26 protein-coding genes and 1 other RNA gene are annotated in these 24,768 nt (G+C 42.5%); 6 read left to right on the forward strand and 21 right to left on the reverse strand.

The window, feature by feature from the left end:
* Window positions 1-170: 170 nt before the first annotated feature.
* The 5 genes from FTV25_RS09555 to FTV25_RS09575 all read right to left on the reverse strand — a co-directional run bounded on the left by FTV25_RS09555 (window position 171) and on the right by FTV25_RS09575 (window position 5,086).
* A complete protein-coding gene (locus FTV25_RS09555; RefSeq protein WP_180003175.1) occupies window positions 171-2,069 on the reverse strand; it encodes an ATP-binding protein in 1,899 nt (632 codons plus the stop codon).
* 23 nt (window positions 2,070-2,092) lie between these two features.
* A complete protein-coding gene (locus FTV25_RS09560) occupies window positions 2,093-2,776 on the reverse strand; it encodes a response regulator transcription factor (protein ID WP_034702603.1) in 684 nt (227 codons plus the stop codon).
* Between the two features lie 223 nt (window positions 2,777-2,999).
* The gene (locus FTV25_RS09565; RefSeq protein WP_034702605.1) at window positions 3,000-3,797 is read right to left on the reverse strand and encodes a glutathione S-transferase N-terminal domain-containing protein; all 798 of its coding nucleotides are present in this window, start codon (window positions 3,795-3,797) and stop codon (window positions 3,000-3,002) included.
* Between the two features lie 101 nt (window positions 3,798-3,898).
* Window positions 3,899-4,408, reverse strand: a complete 510-nt coding sequence (gene rraA, locus FTV25_RS09570) for a ribonuclease E activity regulator RraA (protein ID WP_180003107.1) — start codon at window positions 4,406-4,408, stop codon at window positions 3,899-3,901.
* 12 nt (window positions 4,409-4,420) lie between these two features.
* Entirely contained in the window at window positions 4,421-5,086 is a 666-nt protein-coding gene (locus FTV25_RS09575; RefSeq protein ID WP_180003109.1) for an NAD-dependent epimerase/dehydratase family protein, read from the reverse strand.
* A gap of 213 nt (window positions 5,087-5,299) precedes the next feature.
* Here FTV25_RS09575 and rpsT point away from each other — a divergent pair, with 213 nt between their 5' ends.
* A complete protein-coding gene (gene rpsT, locus FTV25_RS09580; protein WP_004786139.1) occupies window positions 5,300-5,569 on the forward strand; it encodes a 30S ribosomal protein S20 in 270 nt (89 codons plus the stop codon).
* 136 nt (window positions 5,570-5,705) lie between these two features.
* Here the strand turns inward: rpsT and FTV25_RS16105 are convergent, their stop codons facing one another.
* The 3 genes from FTV25_RS16105 to FTV25_RS09590 all read right to left on the reverse strand — a co-directional run bounded on the left by FTV25_RS16105 (window position 5,706) and on the right by FTV25_RS09590 (window position 7,610).
* Window positions 5,706-5,828 (reverse strand): hypothetical protein, encoded by a 123-nt coding sequence (locus FTV25_RS16105; protein ID WP_004786141.1) that lies wholly within the window; start codon window positions 5,826-5,828, stop codon window positions 5,706-5,708.
* 120 nt (window positions 5,829-5,948) lie between these two features.
* Window positions 5,949-6,698: a histidine phosphatase family protein gene (locus FTV25_RS09585; RefSeq protein WP_034702613.1), complete on the reverse strand. Its 750-nt coding sequence runs from the start codon at window positions 6,696-6,698 to the stop codon at window positions 5,949-5,951.
* A gap of 60 nt (window positions 6,699-6,758) precedes the next feature.
* The gene (locus FTV25_RS09590) at window positions 6,759-7,610 is read right to left on the reverse strand and encodes a 3'(2'),5'-bisphosphate nucleotidase CysQ (protein ID WP_034702615.1); all 852 of its coding nucleotides are present in this window, start codon (window positions 7,608-7,610) and stop codon (window positions 6,759-6,761) included.
* A 12-nt stretch (window positions 7,611-7,622) separates the two neighbouring features.
* Here FTV25_RS09590 and FTV25_RS09595 point away from each other — a divergent pair, with 12 nt between their 5' ends.
* From FTV25_RS09595 to FTV25_RS09610, 4 genes are all read left to right on the forward strand, one after another.
* Window positions 7,623-8,309 (forward strand): HAD-IA family hydrolase, encoded by a 687-nt coding sequence (locus tag FTV25_RS09595; protein ID WP_179992315.1) that lies wholly within the window; start codon window positions 7,623-7,625, stop codon window positions 8,307-8,309.
* Entirely contained in the window at window positions 8,302-8,742 is a 441-nt protein-coding gene (locus FTV25_RS09600) for an RNA-binding S4 domain-containing protein (protein ID WP_004786147.1), read from the forward strand. Before FTV25_RS09595 ends, FTV25_RS09600 begins: the two co-directional genes overlap by 8 nt.
* Window positions 8,743-8,887: 145 nt before the next feature.
* Window positions 8,888-9,931: a recombinase RecA gene (recA, locus tag FTV25_RS09605; RefSeq protein WP_004786150.1), complete on the forward strand. Its 1,044-nt coding sequence runs from the start codon at window positions 8,888-8,890 to the stop codon at window positions 9,929-9,931.
* Window positions 9,932-10,006: 75 nt separating this feature from the next.
* Window positions 10,007-10,621: a regulatory protein RecX gene (locus FTV25_RS09610; protein WP_180003111.1), complete on the forward strand. Its 615-nt coding sequence runs from the start codon at window positions 10,007-10,009 to the stop codon at window positions 10,619-10,621.
* Between the two features lie 295 nt (window positions 10,622-10,916).
* Here the strand turns inward: FTV25_RS09610 and ffs are convergent.
* Window positions 10,917-11,013: signal recognition particle sRNA small type (gene ffs / locus FTV25_RS09615), an RNA gene on the reverse strand.
* A gap of 295 nt (window positions 11,014-11,308) precedes the next feature.
* On the opposite strand from ffs, the gene FTV25_RS09620 reads away from it, so the two are divergent.
* Window positions 11,309-12,112 (forward strand): YbgF trimerization domain-containing protein, encoded by an 804-nt coding sequence (locus tag FTV25_RS09620; protein ID WP_180003113.1) that lies wholly within the window; start codon window positions 11,309-11,311, stop codon window positions 12,110-12,112.
* A 67-nt stretch (window positions 12,113-12,179) separates the two neighbouring features.
* On the opposite strand, the gene lpxA is transcribed toward FTV25_RS09620, so the two are convergent.
* From lpxA to rimO, 12 genes are all read right to left on the reverse strand, one after another.
* On the reverse strand, window positions 12,180-12,968 hold the full coding sequence (lpxA, locus tag FTV25_RS09625) for an acyl-ACP--UDP-N-acetylglucosamine O-acyltransferase (protein ID WP_004786156.1): 789 nt from the start codon (window positions 12,966-12,968) through the stop codon (window positions 12,180-12,182).
* Window positions 12,965-13,450 (reverse strand): 3-hydroxyacyl-ACP dehydratase FabZ, encoded by a 486-nt coding sequence (gene fabZ, locus FTV25_RS09630; protein WP_171064833.1) that lies wholly within the window; start codon window positions 13,448-13,450, stop codon window positions 12,965-12,967. Before fabZ ends, lpxA begins: the two co-directional genes overlap by 4 nt.
* Before the next feature lie 5 nt (window positions 13,451-13,455).
* Window positions 13,456-14,526 (reverse strand): UDP-3-O-(3-hydroxymyristoyl)glucosamine N-acyltransferase, encoded by a 1,071-nt coding sequence (gene lpxD / locus FTV25_RS09635; protein WP_180003115.1) that lies wholly within the window; start codon window positions 14,524-14,526, stop codon window positions 13,456-13,458.
* Window positions 14,527-14,529: 3 nt separating this feature from the next.
* On the reverse strand, window positions 14,530-15,021 hold the full coding sequence (locus FTV25_RS09640) for an OmpH family outer membrane protein (RefSeq protein WP_218947817.1): 492 nt from the start codon (window positions 15,019-15,021) through the stop codon (window positions 14,530-14,532).
* A gap of 80 nt (window positions 15,022-15,101) precedes the next feature.
* Window positions 15,102-17,606, reverse strand: a complete 2,505-nt coding sequence (gene bamA, locus FTV25_RS09645) for an outer membrane protein assembly factor BamA (protein ID WP_179992311.1) — start codon at window positions 17,604-17,606, stop codon at window positions 15,102-15,104.
* A 38-nt stretch (window positions 17,607-17,644) separates the two neighbouring features.
* Window positions 17,645-19,000 carry an RIP metalloprotease RseP gene (rseP, locus tag FTV25_RS09650; RefSeq protein ID WP_034702634.1) on the reverse strand — a complete coding sequence of 452 codons (1,356 nt, stop codon included), beginning with the start codon at window positions 18,998-19,000 and terminating at the stop codon, window positions 17,645-17,647.
* Between the two features lie 3 nt (window positions 19,001-19,003).
* Window positions 19,004-20,200, reverse strand: coding sequence for a 1-deoxy-D-xylulose-5-phosphate reductoisomerase (gene ispC, locus FTV25_RS09655; protein ID WP_125278339.1), 1,197 nt, complete (start codon window positions 20,198-20,200; stop codon window positions 19,004-19,006).
* On the reverse strand, window positions 20,201-21,025 hold the full coding sequence (locus FTV25_RS09660; RefSeq protein ID WP_034702638.1) for a phosphatidate cytidylyltransferase: 825 nt from the start codon (window positions 21,023-21,025) through the stop codon (window positions 20,201-20,203).
* Between the two features lie 5 nt (window positions 21,026-21,030).
* Window positions 21,031-21,783, reverse strand: a complete 753-nt coding sequence (gene uppS / locus FTV25_RS09665) for a polyprenyl diphosphate synthase (RefSeq protein WP_179992307.1) — start codon at window positions 21,781-21,783, stop codon at window positions 21,031-21,033.
* 7 nt (window positions 21,784-21,790) lie between these two features.
* On the reverse strand, window positions 21,791-22,345 hold the full coding sequence (frr, locus tag FTV25_RS09670) for a ribosome recycling factor (protein ID WP_005235283.1): 555 nt from the start codon (window positions 22,343-22,345) through the stop codon (window positions 21,791-21,793).
* Between the two features lie 79 nt (window positions 22,346-22,424).
* A complete protein-coding gene (gene pyrH, locus FTV25_RS09675; RefSeq protein WP_004786170.1) occupies window positions 22,425-23,153 on the reverse strand; it encodes a UMP kinase in 729 nt (242 codons plus the stop codon).
* 46 nt (window positions 23,154-23,199) lie between these two features.
* Window positions 23,200-24,543: a 30S ribosomal protein S12 methylthiotransferase RimO gene (rimO, locus tag FTV25_RS09680; protein WP_104426206.1), complete on the reverse strand. Its 1,344-nt coding sequence runs from the start codon at window positions 24,541-24,543 to the stop codon at window positions 23,200-23,202.
* Window positions 24,544-24,768: the final 225 nt, after the last annotated feature.

The following is a 24,768-nucleotide window of genomic DNA, read 5'->3' on the forward strand; positions in this document are numbered from 1 at the left end:
CTCATGAAATACGGTATTCTGATGTGACAAAACCTGAATCCTGGTCGTTAAAGTGTTTGTTTGCACTCATATTTTAACTGTTAGGACTCAGGTTTTTTTATTTAAAGCAAACTATGGGACAGCAGTGTCATATGATCCTTCTTTTTTATGTATGTATAATTTTGAGATGATTAAGGCTGATAGAGTTCCATCACCACGTGTACGCAAGTATCGCCTTTCGCAGACTGAATATCCAGCATTCCACCCATGCGTTCAATACGCATTTTCATACTGCGCATACCAATGCTCATGCCATTTTTCTGCACCATCTCCGGATTAAAACCGATACCATTGTCCTGAATTTTTAAAGTCAGTTGATGTGGTTGTGTATATTCCATACTCACACTCACTTTTATGGCCTGACTATGCTTGATAATATTGGTCAAGCTTTCTTCTACCACACGGATCAGGGTCAGACATTGTAAAGCCGTAGGTTCACGCTGCCAGACTTTAGGAAATGACCATTCTACGGCGATATCCATTTCTTCCAGCAATTGAGTAAATCGGTAACGTACTGGCGCAATCCAGATCACTGGCGTTTCAGGCACTTTATTGTCAATAGAAGAACCGCTATCGATGATTTGACGCAGGTCATCCCTAAGCAGCTTCAGCATGGATAAAAACTGCCGGTTAGAAATATTTTCGTTACTTTGATCCACCAGAATCATGGAACGTACAATCGAGCCCCCCAGTCCATCATGCAGTTCATGTGATAGATTAATCCGTTCCTGCAAACGCACATTATCCAGTTCCAGCTTATGCTGATCACTCAAGCTTTTATTTAGATCTGCACTGACTTGCCGTACTTTGGATTCCAGCTGCGTATTAAATTTTTCGATTTTTTTAATATTACGATTCAGTCGTGTCCCCATAATTAGCACGACAAACAGGATAATAATCGGTGATGTATAAGGTGATAAAGGTGAGAATTCACTAACCGCCGTTTGACCCAGAATGATCAGATCTATAATGACACACAGCAAAATTCCCCACAGACAAAGCATCAGAAACAGATATTCGCCATTTCGAGTTTTAATTGCCCAGTAGCTAACATAGATGACACAACTAATATAAAGCAGCACATAGCAGACAAAAGCAACACTTAGCACTGCTTCTAAATGATCTAAAGAACTGGCTATGATGAATAGACTGAATAAAGCAGTCACCCCGATAAGTCCCCGCTCCAAACGCTGAAATTTCTGCTTCAAGAACCGAATTAGATACAGACAAAAACAGTGCATATAGAGGATAAAGAAAATCAGATTGGCTTTACCGGCCCATATACTGGAGGGAAAAGGAAAATTCTCTGTGGTTAATACATTGGAGATAAACAGAATCCACAATAATGAACTCAACGCCAGCCAGCCAAAAGTGGTTTCTGAACGTCGGAATAGCCAGATAATCAGGCTAATGACTCCAATCGTACCGGATAGAATCATATTGATCTGAAAGAGCGTACGGCGATCCCAGATCTTTTTTGAGTAATGCTGGTCATTGGCCATGATGTTGTGAAATTCAATTCTGCCAAGCCCTGCACCCTGGAAACTATAGCCTCGTACATAAATCAGCAGTTCATTGTCTGTCTGCTTCAAGCCCGCAATGGGCAAAATCCAGTAACGTGGTACATTCCAGCTTTTAGACAAAGGCTCTTGCAGGTTTTGATCCGACCACAGCAGATCATCATTCAGGAAAACAGCTCCAGCAGAGTTCAGATAATCAATACCAAAAACAATGGGTTCAGCGAGACGTATATTGTCCTGACAAGACCAACCCCAGCGAATTTTATACCAGGCACCCCCATTATATTTTGGCCAGTTATTTTTCCAGTTATCCGGCAATGTTACAGGTTGCCAGCCCGCCTCCGGAATTTCGAGATGACTCGGGACTTGAACTTTTTGTTGCTGTTCAATATTCACCTGACAAAGCTCGTTAATCTGAAAATTATTCTGTGCCAGACTGATGCAAGAGAATAGGCTCAGCCAGCTCCCTATTATCAATAAAGCGATGAGCCTTAATCTTTGTCCAACCATCTTGCTAATAGATAGCGTTTGCACTAAAGAATACCTAAATGCCGTGCTGTGCTGACTGCTTTGGTTCGCTTGCTGACAGAGAGCTTGCGGTAAATATGCTTGATATGACTCTCTACGGTATAACGTGACACGCAGAGTTCATCAGCAATTTCACGATTGCTGAGTCCCTGTGCCACCAATGAAAGAATTTCTTTTTCCCGTTGAGTCAAGCTTTCCTGTTCAGGATCAAGTACGATCTGCTCCAAAGAGGAAGATGGCTCTGAACTGGAAATCTGCTTGAGAATTTCCCGTGCAATAAAAGGATCAATGGGTGCACCGCCACGCAAAATACTACGAATTGCCAGACTTACTTCTGTATCATCGCGTTCCTTGAGTACATAACCGGTTGCTCCCGCCTTAATTGCTTTTAACAAGCTATCCTGAGTGCTCCAGGCAGATACCACTAGTATTAAGGTTTGTGAACCGAGCTCATGTATTTTTTCAATAATGGAAATGCCATTTCCATCTGGCAGTCCAAGATCAATCAGTGCTAAACAGAACGGTTCTTGTTGCAGAAGATATTCGGCTTCCCTGACATTATTGGCGAACAGCAATACCTCATCACTATATCCCAGATCCTTCAAAATATTTTTTAAACGGCACTGAATGACATATTCGTCTTCAACAATTAATACAGGTACCGGTAGTACGGCGTCTTGTGCTGTCATAAGCACACCCCTTATCGTTATTCTTATTACCCCATTGAAATTAAAATATAAACAAAAAAAGAAGAAAAATCATGAGTTTTTTTAACTTTATTGTGAGTAGCTCTAAGTATGAATAATTTTGAAAGCAGAGTTCTTGTTCTTGGAAAATTCAAAGTTATAAACCATAAAAATGCCATCTATTTTCAGATGGCAATTTTTTTATCTTCCAAATATTAGGAGCAGTTTATTTTTTGCTTTTCTTCTCAGGACCATATTGCTGCTTCAAATACTCCACAATATCTTTGGACTCAAACATTTTTGTATTGGTATTTGGGTCAACGAGATAAGGAACCTGAATATTATCTCCCATTACTTTTAAGACCTGTTCACGCTTACCACCCGGTAAAGGTTCATATTTCCCCGGTTTTAAACGCAGTTTTGCCAGACCTTGATCCTGCCAACGTTCTTTTGCCACATTATGATAGATGTAAGGGATTTCCAGTTCAGACAATACGCCACGGACAATACGGGTATAGGGACTGGCTTCAAAGCCCCACAGCTCAAGAAGCTGTTCAGGCGCAGGGCTATTCTTCGACAACGGTTTAGCCATGCCACCACGTAGACCATTCACCATCGTACCTGCAATGGCAGCAACCGGCACTTTTGGATAATTTGAATATTTGGCTGGAGTCTTACCTGTCTTGCCATAATGCTTAAACAGGTGATGAATAATATCCTGAGATTCGTATAGCTTATCTCCGGTATTTTCATCTACTAAAAATGGAAACTGAAGTTTGCCACCTTGCTGTTTCACTTCGGGACGAAAGCGTTTACCGCCTCGTGGGCACGGATACACTTCATAATCGAGGTTCAGTAAAGTCATCACCTCACGAACACGACGACAAAATGGTGATCCTTCATATTCATAAAGCTTGAGAGGCTTTTCAGGCTGATTCGGAAATGGTGTCCCAGTCGTACCACGTCCACCTTCCAGAAATGCGGATGCCAATGCCTGTGCTACTTTAATCTGATGGCCTAACATATCGTCTGTCCTCTTTATTATTTTCAAACCGTGAAAGCAGCAATCTAAACTGCCTGACTTCCACGGTATAGCTTGTTTTTGTATATTTTCAATAACCGGAATTAGTCCACCAGTTGCTCTTTGGACAGGACAATGCCGTTGTTATCAGCATAGACATATTCACCTGATTTAAAGGTCACGCCACCAAAATAAAGCGGCACATCAACTTCACCAATACCTTTACGATTGCTCTTCTGTGGAATTGAAGCCAGTGCATGCACACCAAGATCAAGTTCAGCAATCGCATCGACATCACGGACACAGCCGTAGATAATCACACCATTCCAGTGGTTTTTCACCGCAGATTCAGCAATCAGGTCACCCATCAATGCACAGCGCATCGAAGCACCACCATCTACAACCAAAACCTTGCCGGAACCATCTGTCGCCAATAACTCTTTTACGCGAGAGTTATCTTCAAAGCATTTTACGGTCACAATCTGGCCGCCAAAGCTTTTACGTGCACCATAGCTTCTAAAGAATTTGCCATCTAGGCATGGGGTGACTACCTGCAGGTCTTTATCCGGATTGTCATCAAGCAGGTCACAAGTTACAAATGGTACGCTGGACACGATTTTTTACCCTCATTTCATTTTTTGTATGGCTAAATTATCATAAATTTCAAATTTCACAGTCTGATTCAGCGCTGCATATACCATAGTATGAGCCACCTGCTCTGCTGTCACTGGCTTGTATTTAAAAGAATCGGGGATGAAACGCGAAAACTTGTCAAACAGGTTCTGTGCCGCGTCTTCCAGTAACCGCTGATGATCCCGCTCACCAATCAACAAAGAGGGTCGGAACAAGCTGATACGCTCCAGAGACAAGGTCTGGATATAATCCTCTAATTCACCCTTTACCCGGTTATAGAACAGTCTGGATTTTGAATTGGCACTCATCGCACTAATCAACAGATAATGAGCATCCGTTTGCTGCACCAGTTCGGCAAAATGGGCGTTGATGGTGTAATCGGTATTATAAAAAGCTTCTTTGGAGCCGGCTTTCTTTAGCGTGGTACCCAGACAGCTAAAGGCATGGGTATGGCCACTGACATCCTGATCATTGAGCATTAAAAAGTCCTCAACGACCACCTGTTTGACCTTGTGCCATTGTTCAAATTCTGGTTGATGTTTACGCACGATGACGCTAATACGCTTACAACTTGGTTCATTTACCAGCTGTTGTACCAAAGTCTTTCCGACCAAGCCTGTAGCGCCAATCACGATAGGATATGTAATGGTTTTAGTCATTTTTTGTACGATCTCCCTGCTTAGATACTAATCTAACGTTTTCTTTATAATTTTTCTGCAACTAAAATGTTGTCAAAGCATGTCAAGACTTGACTTAAGCCCATAGTTTCCTCAAAATATGGCACTTGTTTACGGGCTGGTGATAGTTCTTCTGATGTGGTTTTCAGTTGAGTTTCAGCCCGCCCAGACCAATCTATTTCAAGGAGTGCACGAGTGGCAAACTCTGCTCAAGCAAAAAAACGTGCTCGTCAAAACGTTAAAGCACGCAAACACAACGCAAGCTTGCGTTCTATGGTTCGTACATATCTTAAACGTACAGTAGCTGCTATTGCTGCTGGCGACTATGCTGTTGCTACTGAAGCTTACAAAAAAGCTGTTCCAGTAATCGACCGTATGGCTGACAAAGGTATCATCCATAAAAATAAAGCAGCTCGTCATAAGAGCCGTTTGAACGCGCAAGTTAAAGCATTAGCTTCTAACTAATCGCAAATCAAAAGAAGCCCTTTTAGGGCTTTTTTTGTGCCTGAAATTTAATACTAATTCAACAAAGAATTATGAATACCAGAAAGTATCTAATCCTAGTTATAGAAATCTTCTATTCAAATAAAAATAGAATACATTATTCATCCTTATCCATAGAATGAGGTGTTGTCGTTTGATCTTGCTGCGCATTGTCTGTATCACGCTGACAGGCAGTTAATCCCAGCATAACGACCAGACTTAAAATTGTGATTATTTTCATGATAACTCCTATGCTTCCAAAATTGGTTTAAATATCAGCATAGTGATATTTTATCATTACTCTATTTCACTTTCATACGATAAATGTAAAAAGCTCAACCTAAATGATTGAGCCTTTGAATTATTTATTGACCTTTAATTCGGTATTCTGAAATTGGGAAATATCCAGCTCATGCACTTTGCCACGCCAGATCCATTTTAGTTTAGATTCCTCAAATACATCGCCCTCAAACCAGACAAACAGACCTTCCATCATTTTCGGCCAGTCTTCACGGCTGACTTCCTGATGCCCAGACATCACTGCAATCATCGCTGCCAGAATGGTGTCATGACTGACCGCCAGACTGAGTCCATACGGCGTTTTCGGATGAGTGTTATAAATCAATTCCAGTACATCCACTACGCCATTAATTGGATGTTTCATTCCGGGCAAGGCATTGTTGACGAAGCTATTAATAAAGCCTAATGCCCCCTGCTTTTTGAAATATGGCCCTGCTTTTTGAATATCCAGTACAAAGCTGCCTGGCTCAACTAGCAAACCCTGTTCCACGATTTCAATCTTATGGGTATGCGGTGCTTTATCCGTTGCATCTGCCCCTTCGATCATCAATGCTGCGGTATCTACGCAGCGCTGAATCGGACTCGATATACAATGCTGAATATGCCGATCTGTCTGATTGACCAGATAAGCGCCCCATTCCTGCGCCAGATCACGTCCTTGCGGCGTCAACTGCAAATCATACCCTGCCAGTCCCTGACCAGCGACATCTTCACGCAGAGAATGCCGCGTAAACAGAGTCACAGGTGTCTTGGTATCAGGCAATAAATCTATTGCACTGAGCATACTTAGTGGAAGCAGTTTTAATGCCACAATCTTGCCAACTGATCTATCAACGGAATCTTCCTCACTATACCATGAACGGCTATGAGCTCAATCATTGTCTTGCATGTCCGCCAGTGCCTGTAAGGCTAGTATTTTCATAGCTTCATTCTTATAGGCGATAAATCCGCCATTCAGTAAGGTCTTGCGCTGGTTGTAGATGAATGGCCGACCTTCAAGATCAACCAGCCCTCCACCAATCCGCTCAAGCATGCATTGACCGGCACTGGTATCCCATTCAGAGGTTGGATGGAAACGCGGATAGATGTCTACTCGGTCTTCAAGGATCATGCAGAATTTATAGGCACTTCCTGCCTTGAACTCGGTGTACGCGCTAAGTTTAGCCAGGCTTTGCAGATACTCGACATATTTAGGTTTTTGCTGGCTGCTCTGACTCAGACCGACAAAGACATCCTGATGATTTATAGCTGCTTCATAACCAAACCATGCCTGATTCTGAATATCGTATTTTAAAGGCATGCCCTGTTCTGGGCAGAAATAAATTAGCTGCTGCGCAGGAACCGCCAAAATAGCAAAGGTAGTCAGACTGCCTCTGACCAGACTGAGATTAATCGTGAATTCTGGGCGCTGATGCAAAAACTCTTTAGTGCCATCCAGAGGATCAAGTAACCAGAAATCTGTCCAGGCATGACGCTGATCCTGCTGCCCCTCTTCTGACAATAAAGGCAATTCTGAGATTTCCGCTAAAGCTTGGGTTAAATAACTATTCACCCGATAGTCTGCCTGGGTCACAGGAGAATCATCACTTTTCTTGACAATATCAAACGCAGCACCTGAACAATAACGCTGATATTCTTCTCGCAAAATTTCACAGGCCTGTGTCAAAATGGGCACAAACTGCAAAATCATCGGATCTTGTGGTGCTATTGTCGCTTTAAACATAGAAAACCTTATATGTCGAATTGCTCAGAAAAACCGCCTGTCATTTTTGATATGGACGGAACTTTACTTGATCTTGCCTACGATGATTTCATCTGGAACGAGTTATTACCGGTCCGTTATGCTGAAACACATGGCTGTAGTCTGGAACAGAGCCGCGAAACGCTTTATGCATTCTATCAGCAACATAATCATACCCTAAACTGGTACTCTTCTCGCTTCTGGACGGCTAAAGTCGAAGTCGATGTTCTGGCCATGCAAATTGAGCATAAAGATAAAGTTAGCTTACGCCCTTATTGCCTGGAATTACTCGATTATCTTAAAAATAATGGCTATCCGATCTGGCTTGCCACCAATGCCGACTGTGCAGGACTCGCCTTCAAACTGGATCATCTGAATCTCAAAGATTATTTTGATGTGATTGTCAGCTCGGAAAGCATTGGACATGCCAAGGAATTTGTAGAATTCTGGCAAGGTCTGAATGCTTTGCACCCCTTTGATCCTGAGCAGGTCTATTTTATTGATGATACCGAAAAAGTCCTGAATGGTGCCAAGGCTTATGGCATCCAGAACCTGTTCTGTATCCAGCAACCTTCTTCCAGTAAAGTTGCACGCCAGACTTGCAATTACCCGATGCTGCACCAATTAACAGATTTAATCACTCATTTAAATCAGTCTGAGGTAAACAAGCAATATGCGTAAATCGTCTTTACCCGAAGATGCGGTAGGCATGCGTATAGATAAATGGCTGTGGGCGGCACGTTTTTTTAAAACCCGTTCCATTGCCAAGAATGCTATTGAGGGCGGTAAAGTCCATCATAATGGTGAGCGTGTAAAAGTATCTCGCGAAGTCCGTGTGGGTATGGAGTTGACGATTCAGCAAGGTATCGACAAAAAAACCGTAGTTGTAAAAGAACTTTCTGATGTTCGTGGTCCTGCACCTGTGGCACAGAAACTGTATGAAGAAACTGAAGTCAGTATCGCTCGCCGGGAATTGATTGCATCACAAAGAAAGTTGCATAATCTAGCGCGTCCCGATCATCGGCCAAGCAAAAAAGATCGTCGAGACATCAGTCGATTCAAGAATGAAAATAGTCAGAACTTTGATCAACATTGGTCATATAATGATGATTAAATTCAAGCGTCAGCATGTGTCGTAACACTGCTGGATTTTATAGAACACAAGGGAAATTTCTGTCACTATATTCTTGTGGAACGAAGCTCTAATGTAAGACATCCACTTGAGTACTAAGTTTGTGACATCGTATTGAGGTTGTAAGATGGATGAGAATAAAAACAAGGCGCTCAATGCTGCCTTAAGCCAGATTGAAAAACAGTTTGGTAAAAACACAGTGATGCGTCTTGGTGACAATACCGTGCAAGCAGTTGAAGCTGTATCTACAGGTTCTTTAACGCTTGATATCGCACTGGGTATTGGTGGTTTACCGAAAGGCCGTATTATCGAGATTTATGGTCCTGAATCTTCAGGTAAAACCACAATGACATTGCAAGCGATTGCTGAATGTCAAAAAGCTGGCGGTACATGTGCATTCATCGATGCCGAGCACGCGCTTGACCCTCAATATGCCCGTAAACTCGGTGTAGATATTGATAACCTGCTGGTTTCTCAGCCAGACAACGGTGAACAGGCACTTGAAATCGCTGACATGCTGGTGCGTTCCGGTGCGATTGACCTGATCGTAGTCGACTCTGTTGCTGCATTGACGCCTCGTGCCGAGATTGAAGGTGAAATGGGTGACTCACATATGGGTCTGCAAGCACGTTTGATGAGCCAGGCACTGCGTAAAATTACCGGTAATGCCAAGCGTTCAAACTGTATGGTGATCTTCATTAACCAGATCCGTATGAAGATTGGTGTAATGTTCGGTAGCCCAGAAACGACTACTGGTGGTAATGCACTTAAATTCTACGCTTCGGTACGTCTGGATATTCGCCGTATCGGTCAGGTAAAAGAAGGCGATGAGATTGTAGGTTCTGAAACCAAAGTCAAAGTTGTGAAAAATAAAATGGCACCTCCATTCAGAGAAGCTCTGTTCCAGATTCTGTATGGTAAAGGTGTTAACCATCTTGGTGAACTGATTGACCTTGCAGTACAGCAAGAAATTGTTCAGAAAGCGGGTGCATGGTATTCATATCAAGGCGACAAGATTGGCCAAGGTAAGAACAATACCATTCGTTATCTGGAAGAACACAAAGAGCTGGCGGATACTATTGAAAAACTGATCCGTGAGCAACTGCTTACTACAGGCAAAGTAGTCGAAGATAAAGACGAAGAAGAACCAGCAGACTTTCTGGATGCATAATCCTTGAACGTCATAACAGAGCGCCCTACGGGGCGTTTTTGTTATTATGGAGTGGATATTTTAATCGAGATCAATATGTCAGACGCAAAATTCAGCAAACTTTTGGACTATGACGCGATTAAACAGCAGTTTGGTGATGCTGAAGACTCAGTCACTCCTGCACCTATTGAGTCACAGACTTTGCCAGAATTTGATCCGGAAGACAGCTTATTTGGTAACTCCGATAAAGAGCAGAAGAAACCCGGTCTAACCGGCACCCGTTTGCGTTCTTATGCCTTTGCTGTACTAACTCGCAAAGAATACTCCAAAGCTGAACTCATTGAGAAACTGGCGCTTTATGCAGAAGATCGAAATGAAGTGGTCACTTTGGTTGAAGAGCTATCTAGAGAAAACTATCAAAGTGATCAACGTGTCGCTGAAATCATGTTATCGAGCCAAAAGCGTAAAGGCAAAGGTCCCAATCAGATTAAAATGAAGCTGAAAAGCAAAAAGATTGATACTGCCCTGATCAGTGAAGCACTGAAAGAAACGGACTGGGTACAACAGGCTTATGAACTGAAACTCAGAAAATATGGTCCAGAAGTGACGAAAGATCCAAAACTTAAAGCCAAGCAGATCCGTTTTCTGATGTATCGTGGTTTTGAAATGGATGCGATCATGAAAGCGATTAGCCGCAAGGCCGAAGATTAATTCTTTTTTTTATTTGTGAAAATTACGCTTAGACTATTTTATTATTTTCCTCATTACCATCTTACTTAAATAGTTTCCCTTATTACAATTAATCCCGAACAACAAAAAGCTTTCAAAAACTCAAATTAAGATAGTCTATTCAAAAGATTGAATTTCAATATTCCAAACAATATGGCATCCACGAAAGCAGCTGTGAATAGAAGATTAAAAGGAAAAGGAATAGAAAACAATAGAAATTAAGATTGAAAAATAAAGAGAGAATAGAGAAATTTTATAATTATAAATCTGGTGGCAACCCTACCAGCAAAGCTCCGGCACATCATAGATCTACTACCGTTGCTACCTTCCGGTCCTGGCGGGGTTCATAGAGTACAATTGCGAAGTAACCGGCAGGGCTACCATTACAGGAACAGAGTATAGAGATTTTTATTGAAGTTGCAAGGCCTGTATTTCAAATTTTCGGCATAAGATATCCGTTTGATTATTTTAAAAACAATATACCCCATTATGCTGATTTTTTAATATTCTTCACAATTAATTCATGAATATCGAAATTCACATGATCTTTGTAAAACCTTGTTGCAATTTCTAAAAATGCCGTTTTAAATGTGAAGCTATAAACAGGTTATCTCTTTTAGAATAAATGAGCTGCGGATACATAATCTCGCCAAGAATCATGGAACTTATATGATGTTTAAGAAACAGGTATTGTGTGCCCTCACTGCACTCTGTACAACCTCTCTTTTTGCTGCGATTCCTATCGAATCACGTGGACTCAGCCAAGGTGCTCAATCAAATAATATCAGCACTCAATCTGCCATTGCTACAGGTGCAGATGCACCTCAGACCAATACCAGCTGGCAGCTCATGCAAAAAAACCAGCAGCTTGAAAATGATCTACGCAGTTTACGTGGAAAAATCGAAGAACAAGAAAATGAAATCGAGAGATTAAAGAGCGAATTAACCAACCGCTATGCCGATCTGGATCAACGTCTGGAACTATTGCAGCAAAAAATTGAACCTGCTGAAGATACCTCCACGGAGGATAACCAACAGGATATTTCTCCCAGTTTAAGCTCTAATGCTCCAGCTACCACTCATCAGGCATCCACAACGCAACAGCCGAGTGAGCAGGAAAAAGCGGCTTATACCATTGCACTAGATGCCTATAAAAATGGTGGTGCAGCTAAAGCCATTGCGCCCATGCAAAATTTCATCAAGAATAATCCGAATAGCGTCTATATCAGCAATGCTCACTTCTGGTTAGCCGAATTTAACCTGTCGATTGATCCGCCGAATTTTAATGAAGCAAAGAAGAATTATCTGATCGTGGTTGACCGCTATCCGAATTCTGCAAAAGCCTCTACTGCCCTTTATCAGCTTTATAATATTAGTAAGGATGTCGAAAAGAACGCTACTCTTGCTTCACAATATAAAGCGAAACTACTCAAGAATTATCCGAAAGCTGAAGAAGTTAAATTTTTGAAGTAAATAAAAAGTCCCATAAAAAAAGACACCACGAAGGTGTCTTTTTTAATTTTACTTTCATTTCTATAACTTAACGTACAATGCCACGCTTGGATTGTTCGAGTGAATCAATCAGACGTTGTGCTTCAGAAACTTCTGGAAGAATCTCGTTACGGATTTTCTCAATAGCTTCCTGAGTCGTTAAACCAGATTTGTAAATCAGCTTAAAGGATTCACGTAAACCATTAATCACGTCTTTCGACCAGCCTTTACGACGCATGCCTTCAACATTCATGGCAAATGCATGGGCCGGGTTACCCGATACCATCACATAAGCAGGAACATCTTTCAGAATCAGTGAAGCACCACCAATCATGCTGTAAGAGTCAATTTTACAGAACTGGTGAATACCTGAGTTACCACCAATCACGACATAATCGCCTACGTGTACGTGACCCGCCACACCGACATTATTTGCGAAAATATTATGATCACCAACCATACAGTCATGTGCAATATGGGTATTTACCATTAACAGGTTATGACTGCCAATCTTGGTAATACCTTTGTCCTGAACCGTACCGCGGTGCAGACTGCAGTGTTCACGAATCTTGTTATAATCACCAATTTCCAGCCAGGTTTCCTCACCTGCATATTTCAGATCTTGGCAGACTTCACCAACACTGGCGAACTGAAAAATTTCATTATGTTCACCAATACGTGTGAAACCACCTACCACGACATGTGAATGCAGTTTGGTACCAGCACCAATCGTGACATTTGGCCCAATAATACAGTAAGGGCCAATCTGTACATCTGCAGCAATTACTGCAGATGCGTCAATGATGGCAGTTGGATGAATTAGGGGATTATTGCTCATGCCTGCTCGACTTTCAGATGGGAAACCATAATTTCCGCGGTTGTTGCGACAATGCCATCTACTGTGGCAATGCAATTATATTTATAAATGCCACGTTTTTGCATCACTAATTCAGATTTAAGTACTAATTGGTCACCAGCAACCACTTGTTTTTTAAATCGAACCTTTTCAGCGCCAGCAAAAAGGAATAATGAACCTTCTTTTGGAGTTTCATTATTCATGACAAAACCAAGAATACCTGAGATCTGTGCTAATGCCTCTACAATCAATACGCCTGGCATGATTGGATAGTTCGGAAAATGGCCTTGCAGAAACTCTTCATTAATTGAGACGTTTTTATAACCAACAATGCCATTTTCGGTAATATCGACAACGCGATCTACCAGTAAGAATGGATAGCGATGGGGCAAATATTCACGAATCTTTTGAATATTCATTGGCAATTCAGGCTTCGTGAATGTAGGCAAATTCGACTCTGTCATCATAATTATTTACGCAACTTAAATGTTGATTCAATGGACTCAATTTGAGATTGCATATGATCCAATCGTTTCACCAACTGGGTCAATGGCACATCTGCTAATTGTCTTAAGCGAACCACTGTGCGTTTCCATTGCTGATTTGGCAACAATCCCATGCCTGAAGAATAAGTACCTTCTTCAGTAATGTTATTTGTCACCATTGACATTCCTGTCAAGGTCACATTATCGGTGATATGTAGGTGTCCTGCTACCCCACAGGCCCCTGCGAGAATACAGTTTTTGCCAATTGTGGTACTACCGGCAATCCCGCATTTGGCTGCGATCGCAGTGTTTTCACCAATCTTGACGTTATGGGCGATTTGCACAAGATTATCAATAATGACACCTTGTTCCAGAATTGTGTCATCCAGTGCACCCCGGTCAATACTACAGTTTGAGCCGATCCGGACATCATCTGCAATACGGACTGAACCCAACTGGGCAATTCGATGCCATTTCCCTTGATAAGGTGCAAACCCAAAACCTTCACTACCAATTACGGTATTGGCATGGATCCGAACACGATTACCGATTTTTGTAGCACCTGTTAAAGTCACATGTGCATCAATAAAACAGTCCCGACCAATTTCAACCTGGTCGTCGATCTGAACGTGTGACTGGATAATCGTATTTTCACCCACCACACAATTCTCACCAATAACGGCATAGTGGCCAATATAGGCACTGTCAGCAATGATGGCAGATGGATGAATTTGTGCGGTACTTTCAATTCCCTGAATCGTATGTTTTTTCTCAAAAACGTGAGTCAGAATTGCAAAAGCCAGATAAGGATTGGCTACGACAATGAAGTTCTGCTGGGAAGTTAGCTGCTCTTTTAATTCAGCAGTCACAATTAAAGCACCCGCCTTACTCTGAGCTGCCTGTTCCAGATATTTATCTGCATTGACAAATGCAAGGTCATGAGAGGTTGCATTTTCAAGACTTGCCAAACCTCTCAAACATAAATCTGCCTGACCTACATACTCACCTTGGACAAGACGAGCGAGGTCAGCTAACTGAAGTTTTTGATGATTCATCGATTATTTAATTGCATTAACCTTTTGAATCATTTTATCAGTTAAATCATACTTCGCGTCATAAGCAAGTACGGAATTTTTATTTAAAACCACATCTAGCTTGTTTTCTTGGCGCAATTGTTCAGCAGCACGCTTCAGATTTCCTTCAAAAGCTTTATTCACACTTTGCATGCGCGTTTGCACGGTTGCCTGTACCTGTTGCTGCACACCTGCCAGTTGAGTCGCTTTGCCTTCAAATTCTTTGGCTATTTTTTCACGTTCTGCCTGTGTTTTTGCAGCCTGACCTTTTTGCTTGATTGCAGTAAGGTCTTTTTGAAACTGTGCAATCTGTGCAGTTTGCGGCTTAATATCATTTTCCAGAGTGGCATTTTGCTGCTTTAAATAAGTACTGTTTTGTACCACTTTTTCTAGATCAACGATTCCGTAATCATCGGCATGTGACAATGAAGTTAAACCCGCTAAAGCAATACCCATTGCCATCATCATTTTTTTCATGTTTTTACCCATTCAAAAAATTTTGCTCACAAAACCTGATGGCTTCATGAGCAAAATTTGTATTTAAGATCAAAATCTTCTTAGAAAGTACGCCCAATTTCGAACTGAACATTTTGAGTTTCATCACCGTCTTTATCATTCAACGGGTATGCATAGCTCAGTGATAATGGACCAATCATGGTAATCCAGGTGAAACCAGCACCTACGCTATAACGCATATTGCCTGCATCGAAACCAAAGTTATCTTTACAGTACTGTTTACCACTAATCGAGCTGCCATTCACGAAAATATTATCATTAGATACATCACACTGAGTATCAAATACTTGAGCACCTTCAGCAAAAAGTACCGGACGAACCTGACGCGCCCAATCTCCCTTAAATGGAACAGGCAGAACTAACTCAGTACCAAACTGAACTAAAGCATTACCGCCCACTTCTTCTGGGGATGGATCAGTTCGGCCGATGTCAGAGAAATATACGCCTGGATATTTAGGACCTAAGGTACTGTTTTCATAACCACGTACCGAACCATAACCACCGGCATAGAAGTTCTTATAGAAAGGCAGATCATTACCATAGCCTAAACGGCCATAACCACGCAGAACAAAGTCTTTGCCTAATGGGAAGAAAGCCTGTGCGTCATAGGTGAGCTTTTGATATTCCACATCACTACCTGGCAAGGCAATTTCTGCATTGACACGATGTGACATACCTGTAGTCGGGAACATTGGACGGTTCAAGGTATTATAAGACCAACCCAGATTCAGGTTATAGGTCAAGAAATCGCCTTTAAACTCTTGACCATATGAAATAGTATCAAGTGGAGCACCATTTGCATCTACACAGTTGCCTGTTGCAGATTCAACCTGACCTGGACAGAAGTCACCACGCTTGGTTTCTTTACCACCATTACGTTCCAAATAGTCAGCCACATATGTAGATACATATGGCCCTGTGGTCACTTCAGTCTGGTCTATATTCAAACCCAGGCTTACACTCTGGTTCTCATCAATTGGATAACCAAAGTTAATACCACCACCCAAGCTGTCTGTAACATAGTTATTTACGTTATAGTCATCATCCAGCTTTGTTTTACGGTAGTAAAGATTATAACCACGACGTACACCATCAATCGTGAAGTACGGATCCATTACACTCAAATTATAGTAATCTTGAGTTTCAGAACGTGACAGGTCAATCGAAACGCTGTTCCCTGTACCCAGGAAGTTAGTCTGACTTAGACCAGCCTGGAACGTTACACCACCACTTTGAGAGAAACCAACAGCTAGAGTACTTGTACCCGAATGCTGTTCTTCAACTGCCACATTCAAATCAATCTGATCTGGTGATCCCGGAATACGAACAGGTTTGATATCAACTGTTTTGAAGAAACCAGTACGTTCTAAACGTACTTTAGACAGGTCAATCTTCTCATTGCTTGCCAGCGCACTTTCCATCTGGCGCATTTCACGACGTAATACCTCATCGGCAGTTTTAGAATTACCTGTGAAGTTGATCCGACGCACAGTGACTTGTTGACCTGGGTTAATATAATAGTTCAGGTCAACCTGTTTAGTTTCGTTATTGATTTGAGGTACAACATTTACTTCAGCATAGTAATAACCAGCATTACCATATTTACGTAGCAATAGCTGCTTGACCGCATTCACTCGTTCCTGAGAGTATGTGTCGCCTTCTTTATACAATTGCAAAGCTTGTAGCTCTTCAGGTTTATAAAGCGCATCACCCAGGAATTTGGTTTGTCCAAACTTAAACTGTTCGCCTTCATTGACTGAAACTTCAATAAAGACATTCTTTTTATCTTCACTCAGGTTCAGACTTGAATTGGTAATATTGAAGTTGATGTAACCACGGTTCAGATACATCGCACGTAAAGCTTCCAGGCTCGCAGCCATTTTTTCACGTGCATAACGGTCATTACGTGAAATGACCGAGCTCCAGCCACTTTCTTTAACAGCGAAAGCCTGCTTGATATCTGATTCTTTAAAGACAGTATTGCCGATAATATTGATATCAAAAACTTTAGCGGCTTTACCTTCAACAAAATCAATCAGCACTTCAACGCGGTTATTTGGTCGCGGTGTCGTTGTTACCGTAATATCGGCATCATAACGACCTTGCTGCATATATTGCTGTTCCAGCTCGGTTTCGACTGTTTGCAGTGCAGATTTCTTCAGTACCTCACCTTCAGCCAGACCCATTTTTTTCAGGCCTTCTTCCAGCGCTTCCTTTGGAATCAGCTTATTGCCTTTCAGCTCAATTTTCGAAATCACCGGACGTTCTACGACCTGGAATACCAAGGTATTGCCCTGTTGAACGGCTTTGATGTCATCAAATAGTCCAGATGCATACAGGCTACGAATCGCATTGGCAATGATCGGATCATTCACCCGGTCACCACTGTTGATTGGCACCAAGCCGTACACATTTTCTGGAGTTAAACGTACCAATCCATCAAATTTTATATCTTGTACAATGAAGTCTTCTGCCGCATATACTTGTTGTGCTACTGCCATTGCACTAACGAGTGCCAAAGGCATAAATAAATGTGTGTGCTGCATGCCAGTCTTTTCCGCTGTTAATTATTCCATTTACGTTATTATAAACGCATAAAGTCATTAAATAATGCCAAAAGCATCATACTGCCGAGCAGTACCATACCAATTTTTAATCCAACCAATTGTATTTGTTCAGAAACAGGTTTACCACGAATTAATTCAATAAAATAATAAACCAGATGTCCGCCATCAAGCATTGGGATTGGCAATAAGTTTAATATCCCTAAACTTACACTCATTAGCGCCATAAAGGAAATAAAAGTTTCCCAACCCATTTCCGCGCTTTGTCCCGCCACTTTGGCAATGGTAATTGGGCCTGAAAGATTATCCAGACCAATCAGACCACGTACCATTTTGACGATCGAGTTCAGAATCATTGAAGACAGATGTGCTGTCTTGTCAAAGGCCATCACCATCGCCTCAACAGGCGTATAGTGAATAGTCTGTTTATATTCAGCAGGAATTGTCACCTTGCCCGGATCGCTTTGCACTCCGAGCATACCGGTTACATTCCCCATATTGTCACGTTTGCCTTGCGGCATGACCTGAAGATGCACGACCTGATTACCACGTAATACATCTATCTTAAGTAATTTTTCTGGTGATGCCTGTACCACTTGTACCACATCGAACCAGTCTTTCATCTGCACACCATCAATCGCCAGAATCTTGTCACCTTCTTTAAGACCCTGACGAATGGCTGCACCATCTTCACTCAGTTTGCTCACCACAGCCGGAATTTCCGGACGATATGGCAAGAAACCTAGTGTATCAAGGGGTGACTGACTTTGATCTTTAAGAAAGTCTTGAATTGGTAACTGGAATATCTTGTTTTCACCCGCACGGTCCGCCTGGATCGAAACCACACCAGTTTCACCCACACGATCCACCAAGGCATAACTCAGTTTTTCCCAAGTTTCGACTTGTGTACCATCTACAGCGACAATCTTGTCACCAGGCTGCATCTGTACAGTGGCTGCAGGTGTGTTTGGTAAGACCTTACCTACACGAGTATTCAGCTGTTCCTGTGCAGGTAAAAAAAGTACCCAAAACAGGACAACAGCTAAAAGCAGGTTAATGAGAGGACCCGCAGCAACGATGGCAATACGTTTCCAGGGATGCTGACGGTTAAAGGCTTTAGGCAAGTCTTCTTCTGCCACACTGCCTTCACGCTCGTCCAGCATTTTGACATAACCACCCAAAGGCAAAGCTGAAAGCTGATATTGGATACCGGATTTTTTGGAAGTCCACTTTAGAAGGGTTGGTCCAAAACCAATGGAATAGACCAGTACTTTAACGCCCAGTTTACGTGCCACAATGTAGTGACCAAACTCGTGAATCGCAATTAAGGGACCGAGTAATAGGATTGCGGCTGCAATAATAAACAAGGCGTTCATGTCTTAACTTCCTTTATTCACAACATATTGCTGTGATAAACCTCGTGCTGTGTGATCTGCATGCAGGATAGTATCCAGATCGTGTGCTGGTTGATTGTCCATCTGGTTCAGGACAGTTTCAACCACCTGAGGAATTTGGGTAAATCTGATTTGCTGATTTAAAAATGCAGCAACTGCAATTTCATTGGCCGCATTCAAAATTGTAGGCGCAATTCCACCACTCTTCATGGCTTGACGCGCTAATTTCAGTGCCGGAAAACGAACCACATCCGGTTCCTGAAAATTCAGTTGTGAATGCTTAAACAAATCCAGAGCCGGGATATGGGTACTGATCCGTTGTGGCCATGCCAAAGCATGTGCAATTGGCGTGCCCATATCCGGGTTACCCATTTGTGCCAATGTCGACCCGTCCACATATTGCACCATGGAATGAATAATACTCTGTGGATGCACAACAACTGTAACAAATTGTTCTTGAACTGCAAACAAATGACACGCTTCGATAAGTTCCAGCCCTTTATTCATTAAAGTAGCGGAATCTACGGAAATCTTTTGCCCCATTGACCAGTTAGGATGTTTGCAGGCTTGAGCAGGTGTCACATCATGCAATTGTTCAAGCGAATGGTTCAGGAATGGACCGCCAGAAGCAGTCAGTAAAATCTGATGAACACCGAGCTTAGGTTGACCATTACGTTCGGCATCAAAGTAGTTTTGAGGCAGGCACTGGAAAATAGCATTATGTTCAGAGTCGACTGGCAACAAGAGTGCACCATAATCTCGCGCGGCTTGCATCATGATGTCGCCGGACATGACCAAGGCTTCTTTATTGGCCAATAGGACACGCTTACCCGCTTTGACTGCAGCCAAGGTAGGAAGCAGGCCTGCCGCCCCGACAATTGCTGCCATTACGATATCAACATCCGCATGCTCTGCAACTGAAATTAAGCCTGCTTCGTTCTGAAGAATTTCGATATCTGATAAGCCCTGCACTTGTAGCAGCTGAGAAAGTTCATCGACTTTATTTGCAGGCACTACAGCCACTTTAGGACGGTACTGCTGACAGATTTCTGCCAGCTCAGTAATACGACTTTGCGCTGTCACAGCGAAAACCGAGTAAGCTTCAGGATGTTGCTGCAAAATTTTTAAAGTACTTTGACCAATTGAACCTGTAGCACCCAGTATACAAACAGCTTGTGACATTTATAAATCTACGCCAATAAGTTTTAAAACATATATGCCTGTTGCAAAGATAGGAGCTGCAGCAAGCAAAGAATCAATACGATCTAGTACACCACCATGACCCGGCAAAATACGGCCCGAATCCTTGATTCCAGCACGACGCTTAATCATGGATTCAAACAAGTCACCTAGCACTGAACTAAACACGGTAATAACAGAAAGGATCAGGAACAGACATAGCTCTGGCCAGGTCATATCCAGATAAAGTGAAGCGACGACAACCACGATGAGCATGGAGGTAAGAATACCGCCGTATAGACCTTCTACCGACTTGTTTGGGCTGACATTTGGTGCGAGTTTTTTCTTGCCGAATTTGCGTCCAACAAAGTAAGCGCCACTGTCTGCACCCCATACCAGCAGAAACAGGTACATCAACCACCATGGGGAGTTTAGCCAAACCGAGAAGATTGCTGTAACAGCAGCAGAAACCAGTACAATCCCGATGCCGTGCAAGCTGACATTGTACCAGCCATCATAATCAGGATAGGTTTTAACCCAGTAGATACTCAGCAACCAGGTCAGGATAGATGCAGACCATAATAATAAGGCCACATCCCAATAGTATAAAGCCAGTGCAGATAAGGCTGCAGTCAACAGACCATAGCCCCACGCCACTGGCTTGATTACATTTTTACATTTTCGCGGCATGAGTTTAAACCACTCATAGCCTGCCACCCCGGCAGCCACAACCATCAATGCGAACATTGGATATTGTGATTTGGTCGCAAACATACAGCTCAGTACGACTGCAACCAGCACCAATGCGGTTATAATCCGCTCAAACATGTGTATTAATTCTCAAGTCTTTCTTGAAGAATCTGCTCTGATGTTTTACCGAAACGACGTTCGCGCCCGCCAAATACAGCAAGTGCGTCATCGAATTCCTCTACGGTAAATTCTGGCCATAAGGTCTCAGTAAAATACAGCTCTGCATATGCTGCCTGCCAGAGCAGGAAATTGGACAGGCGGAAATCTCCACCGGTACGAATCAGCAGATCAACAGGCGGCAAGTCACTCAAACTGACATATTGACCGAACACATCAGTATCAATTGCTTCAAGATCTAATTTATTTGTTAAAACATCCGCAGCAATCTGCTTTGCAGCTTGTGCCATGTCCCACATTCCACCATAGCTGATTGCAATGGTAAGCGTCATACTATCGAAATTAGCAGTCCTTTGTTCTGCTTGCAACATCAATGCTTGCAGTTCAGGAGATAAACGCGACCGATCACCAATAAAACGTAAAGCAATATTAAATTTTTGCATACGTGGCAACTGTTCATGAATCGTGTCTTCCAACAACTTCATGAGCAGGTCGACCTCATATTGGGGACGGTTCCAGTTTTCGCTAGAGAATGCAAAGACCGTTAAAGCCTGGATATTTCTTTTTCTACAATGTTCAACAATCGGGTCAAGAACCGTTTTTCCTTCACGGTGTCCATCGCCTTTCTGCATCTGATTTTTTTTGGCAAAACGATTGTTGCCATCCATGATGATGGCAACATGTTTTGGAAGACGGGAATTTTCTTCAGAAGCGGTCATTGATGAATTAGACCTTCATCAATTCAGCTTCTTTCGCAGCCAAGCGCTTGTCAACTTCAGCAACAAATTTGTCTGTGATTTTCTGAATTTCGTCAGATGCACGACGTTCATCATCTTCAGAAATTTCTTTTTCTTTCAACAATGCTTTGATGTCACCCAATACATCACGACGGATATTACGGATCGCAACTTTGGCATTTTCAGCTTCGTTACGTGCAACTTTCTGCATGTCACGACGGGTTTCTTCAGTTAGTGCAGCCATCGGTACACGGATCGCATCAGCAGTAATCGGGTTCAAACCAAGATCAGACTCACGGATCGCCTTATCAATCGCAGCAACCATTGAACGTTCAAATGGTTGAACCAGCAATGTACGTGAATCTTCCACGCCTACGTTTGCAACCTGATTCAATGGCACATCAGAGCCGTAGTAAGGAACCATGACGCCGTTCAAAATTGATGGATGCGCACGTCCGGTACGAACTTTAGCGAAACCATGTTCTAACGAGTCAAGAGACTTGTTCATACGCTCTTCTGCGTCTTTTTTAAGATCGTTAATCATATGATCTTCCTTACTTAATTCTTAAAAGATGTATTTACTAAATTAGGAGGTAGTATAAAGGGCTTTGTAGCTCACGTCATTAATTGGTGACGTGAGTTCCTTCTTTTTCACCCATCACCACTGAAAGCAATGCGCCAGATTTGTTCATATCAAACACTTGAAGTGGCACATTGTGGTCACGACATAAGCAGATCGCAGTTAAATCCATGACGCCCAACTTCTCGTCCAACACCTGATCAAATGTCAATGTGTCGTATTTCACGGCATCTTCGTATTTGCTTGGATCTTTGTTGTAAACACCATCAACCTTAGTAGCTTTCAGGATCAGGTCAGATTCAATCTCGATACCACGCAAGCATGCTGCTGTATCCGTAGTAAAGAACGGATTACCTGTACCCGCTACAAATACGCACACTTCACCTTGAGTCAGATGACGAATCGCATCACGGCTAGAATAAGATTCAACCACTGCACCAATCGGTAATGCAGACATCAAACGGGTTTTGATATTACGGCGTACCAAAGCATCACGTAATGCCAGACCGTTCATGACAGTTGCCAGCATACCCATCTGGTCACCGGTTACACGACCTACCAGACCATCTTTTTGCAACTGGCTACCACGGTACAGGTTACCACCGCCCACGACGATACCGACTTGTACACCCAAACCCACGAGATGCGCAATAGAAAGTGACATCTGATCGAGCACTTGTGCATCGATACCCATGTCCTTGTTTCCTGCCAGTGCTTCACCAGATAGCTTTAGCAGGATGCGACCAAAACGTGGCTTTTTAGAATCCAACATCATCAAACTCCAAATTATTTAATCTAAATTCTTTTAATTCAAAATCTTAAGCAGACTTGATTGAGATCAGCTTGGCAAATAAATCATATTCATCTGCATCAGTGATTTCGACTTCAAGCAAATCTCCTGCCTTAATCAAACTTTTGTCGATATCTTCAACAAAAACATTACCATCAATTTCAGGCGCATCCGCATATGAGCGTGCTACAGCAACCGGGAATTCTTCTTCCAGGTCATCGACTAGCACCGTCATTTTCTGGCCAATACGTTTTTGTAGCTTCGCTGCTGAAATTTCCTGCTGAACCTGCATGAAACGTTCATAACGTTCCTGTTTGATCTCTTCAGGCACATGATCTGGAAGATCGTTCGCTGTCGCACCTTCAACTGGTGAATAAGTAAAACAGCCCACGCGATCCAGTTGTGCTTCTTTCAGCCAGTCCAGAAGCATCTGGAAATCTTCTTCCGTTTCGCCCGGGAAACCCACCACAAATGTAGAACGGATGACTAGGTCAGGACATTTCTCACGCCAAACTTTTAAACGCTCCAGTGTATTTTCACTGTGAGCAGGTCGTTTCATCAGCTTCAGGATTCTTGGGCTGGCATGCTGGAATGGAATATCCAGATAAGGCAGGATTTTGCCTTGCGCCATCAAATCGATTACGGCATCTACGTGTGGATATGGATAAACATAGTGCAGACGCACCCAGATGCCCAATTGACCCAATGCTTCACACATGTCATAGAATTTGGTTTTAACTGGCTGGCCGTTCCAGAAGTCCAGTTTGTATTTGGTGTCAACGCCATAAGCAGAAGTATCTTGGGAGATTACGAGTACTTCTTTGACACCTGAACGTTTCAGTGCTGCAGCTTCTTCAAGCACAGAACCGACTGGACGGGAAACCAGATCACCACGCATGCTTGGAATGATGCAGAAGGTACAACGGTGGTTACAGCCTTCTGATATTTTCAGGTATGCATAATGTTTAGGGGTTAAACGAATACCCTGCTCAGGCACCAGATCAATAAATGGATTGTGTTTTGGCGGTTCAGGAACATACTCATGTACCGCATCCATCACTTCTTCATAGGCCGCTGCACCTGTCACTTTCAGGACGTTCGGGTGCATTTGGCGAATTTTATCTTCGTCTTTTCCTAGACAACCTGTTACGATAACACGACCATTCGCGCTCATCGCTTCACCGATGGCATCTAAAGACTCTTGTACTGCAGATTCAATAAAACCACAGGTATTTACTACTACTAAATCAGCACCGTCATAATCCGATGCGACATCATAACCTTCAGTCTTTAACTGAGTTAAAATTCGTTCAGAATCTACCAATGCCTTAGGACAACCTAAAGATACAAAACCGACTTTGGGGGACTTCATGAATCTGCGCTCCACTAGAATGCGCGTATTGTATGTCTTTTCGCATCATAAAAATAGTTGAAATGGCCACTCTTTGCATCATGCACTAAAATAACGCCATAAAATATTCAATATAAAAGCTTATGCACCAAAATGAATCATTTTAGGTTTACAGCCTCAATTTAATCCGTTATACCTGAGTTTGATTGGGCATCCCTGTCAGATTTCGTGCATTTTTCAGCAAAA

The organism is Acinetobacter sp. YH12249, assembly GCF_013417475.1.
Classification (GTDB): Bacteria; Pseudomonadota; Gammaproteobacteria; order Pseudomonadales; family Moraxellaceae; genus Acinetobacter.